At 72.8% G+C, this 2,887-nt stretch carries 3 protein-coding genes; 1 reads left to right on the top strand and 2 read right to left on the bottom strand.

Annotated features, from left to right (window positions below; all coding sequences use genetic code 11):
• Positions 1–1,642: oxidoreductase (locus ACTWQJ_RS49580; protein ID WP_443312919.1), on the top strand; the 1,642-nt coding region annotated here is incomplete at its 5' end.
• Positions 1,643–1,659: 17 nt separating this feature from the next.
• On the opposite strand, the gene ACTWQJ_RS49575 is transcribed toward ACTWQJ_RS49580, so the two are convergent.
• Positions 1,660–2,472, bottom strand: a complete 813-nt coding sequence (locus ACTWQJ_RS49575; RefSeq protein WP_443312918.1) for a PaaX family transcriptional regulator — start codon at positions 2,470–2,472, stop codon at positions 1,660–1,662.
• A 15-nt stretch (positions 2,473–2,487) separates the two neighbouring features.
• On the bottom strand, positions 2,488–2,887 hold a 400-nt coding region (locus tag ACTWQJ_RS49570; protein WP_443312917.1), incomplete at its 5' end, for an AMP-binding enzyme.

The raw sequence follows: 2,887 nt of genomic DNA, 5'->3' as shown, positions 1-2,887 counted from the left end.
ACGGGCGGCCGGGTTCGCGGAGCTCGGCGAGCAGGAGTCGATCGACCGCTGCGCCAAGATCTTCGCGGACGCGCTCCGCGGCCGACCTCTGCGCTCCAACAACTCGACGTGGACCACCTTCCGCACGGTCGTCAACGAGCGCTGGTCGCACGGCAACGTCGTCCTGCTCGGCGACGCCGCCCACACCGCCCATTTCTCCATCGGCTCCGGCACGAAGCTCGCCGTCGAGGACGCGCTGGCGCTCGCGGCCTGCCTGGAGGAACAGCCTTCGCTGCAGCGGGCGTTGGCGGCGTACGAGGAGGAGCGCAAGCCGGTCGTCGCCTCCACGCAGCGCGCGGCCCGCGCCAGCCTGGAGTGGTTCGAGAACCTGGAGCTGTACCTCGGCCGGCCGCCCCGCCAGTTCGCCTTCAACCTGCTCACCCGCAGCCGCCGGGTCACCCACGACAACCTCCGGCTGCGCGATGCGCACTTCACCGAGGCCGTCGAGCGCGAGTTCGGCTGCCCGCCCGGCACACCCCCGATGTTCACCCCGTTCCGGATGCGCGGCCTGACCCTGCGCAACCGGGTCGTCGTCTCGCCCATGGACATGTACTCCGCCACCGACGGCGTCCCCGGCGACTTCCACCTCGTCCACCTCGGCGCCCGCGCCCTCGGCGGCGCCGGACTGGTGATGACCGAGATGGTGTGCATCAGCCCCGAGGGGCGGATCACGCCCGGCTGCACCGGCCTCTACACCGGCAAGCAGGCCGAGGCATGGAAGCGGATCACCGACTTCGTGCACACACAGGCGCCGGGCACCGCGATCGGCGTGCAACTCGGCCACTCCGGGCGCAAGGGCTCGACCAGGCTGATGTGGGAGGGCATCGACGAACCGCTGCCCGACGGCAACTGGCCGCTCGTGGCCGCCTCACCCCTCCCGTACAAGCCGGGCAGCCAGACCCCGCGACAGCTCTCCCGCGCCCAACTCACCGACCTGCGCGAGCAGTTCACCGCCGCCGCCTGGCGGGCCGCCCGCGCGGGCTTCGACCTGCTCGAACTGCACTGCGCCCACGGCTATCTGCTCTCCGGCTTCCTCTCCCCGCTGACCAACCTGCGCACCGACGCCTACGGCGGCTCCCTCGCGAAACGGCTCCGCTTCCCGCTGGAGGTCTTCGACGCCGTACGGGGCGTATGGCCGGAGGAGAAGCCGATGACCGTCCGTATCTCCGCCACCGACTGGGCCGAGGGCGGGACCACGGCCGAGGAGGCCGTCGAGATCGCCCGGGCCTTCGCCGCGCACGGCGCCGACGCGATCGACGTGTCGACCGGGCAGGTGGTGGCCGACGAGCGGCCGGAGTTCGGGCGGTCGTACCAGACGCCGTACGCGGACCGCATCCGTCACGAGGCGGGCATCCCGGTGATCGCGGTCGGTGCGATCTCCTCCTGGGACGACGTCAACTCCCTGATCCTGGCCGGGCGCACGGACCTGTGCGCGCTCGGCCGCCCGCACCTCTACGACCCGCACTGGACCCTGCACGCCGCCGCCGAGCAGGGCTACGAGGGGCCGGGCGTCGCCTGGCCGGCGCCGTACCGGGCGGGCAGCCGGCGCCCCCGGACCGGCCGCACGGACGCCCCCAAGCCCCGCCTCACGCTCGGGAGTTGAACTCCGCCGGGCCCGCGTCACACGCCGACGAAGGCTGCGCCGGCGTCCCTCAGACGTTCGTGCAGGCCCCGGAACACCGCGGCCGAGCGGACGCCGGGCCAGTTCGCGGGCAGCAGGCGCGCGGGCAGGCCGGGGTCCGCATAGGGCAGATGGCGCCAGGAGTCCAGGGCGAGGAGGTAGTCACGGTAGGCCTCCTCGGGCGGGGTGTCCGTGCGCCGCTGCCAGTCCTGCAGCACGCGCGCGTGCCGGTCGAGGAACGCCTCGTGCTGCTTGGCGATCGCGGCCAGGTCCCACCAGCGGGCGACCGCCTCGACGGTCGGCGCGAAGCCGAGGTGCTCGCCGCGGAAGAGGTCGACGTACGCATCGAGGCGCAGGCGCTGGAGGGTGTGCCGGGTCTCCTCGTACAGCCGGGCCGGGGCGATCCACACACCGGGCGCCGCCGTGCCGAAGCCGAGGCCGGCCAGCCGGGAGCGCAGCACGTGCCGCTTCTGCCGCTCCGACTCGGGAACCGAGAACACCGCGAGCACCCAGCCCTCTTCCTCGGGCGGCGCGGTCGCGTAGATGCGCCGGTCGCCGTCGTCGAGCAACTGGCGGGCGTCCGGGGAGAGTTCGTAGCCGGCCGCGCCCTGCTCCGTGCGGGCCGGCACGAGCAGACCGCGCCGTTTCAGCCGGGACACCGACGAGCGCACCGAGGGCGCGTCCACCCCGACCGCGGCCAGCAGCCGGATCAGCTCGGCGACGGGCACCGGGCCGGGCATGGAGCGGCCGTACGCGCCGTAGAGCGTGACGATGAGAGACCGGGGGGCGTGCTGGTCGGACACGTTGATCATCTTAGGTCGTGCGGATCACTGCTGGTCACCCTCGGTACGTAGGCGGAACCTCTGAAGTTTTCCGGTCGCCGTGCGCGGCAGGGCGTCCAGGAAGACGATCTCGCGCGGGCATTTGTACGGCGCCAGTTCGGACTTGACGAAGCCGCGCAGCGCCTCGGCGTCCCGCTCGGCGCCCTCCTTGAGGACGACGAACGCCATCACGGCCATGCCGCGTGCCTCGTCGGGCCGCCCGACGACCGCCGCCTCCACCACGTCCGGATGACGCAGCAACGCGTCCTCGACCTCCGGTCCGGCGATGTTGTACCCGGCGGAGATGATCATGTCGTCCGCGCGGGCGACGTAGCGGAAGTAGCCGTCGCTCTCGCGGACGTAGGTGTCGCCGGTGATGTTCCAGCCGCCCCGTACGTAGTCGCGC

This window comes from Streptomyces sp. KR55, assembly GCF_052245645.1.
Classification (GTDB): domain Bacteria; phylum Actinomycetota; class Actinomycetes; order Streptomycetales; family Streptomycetaceae; genus Streptomyces; species Streptomyces flavusporus.
The sequence above is the reverse complement of the archived record's forward strand: the minus strand, read 5'-3'. Positions and strand labels throughout refer to the sequence as shown.

Bases quoted from the DNA above. Each gene is read 5' to 3' on its own strand.
- ACTWQJ_RS49575 (WP_443312918.1), bottom strand. From the start codon at position 2,472: ATGATCAACGTGTCCGACCAGCACGCCCCCCGGTCTCTCATCGTCACG.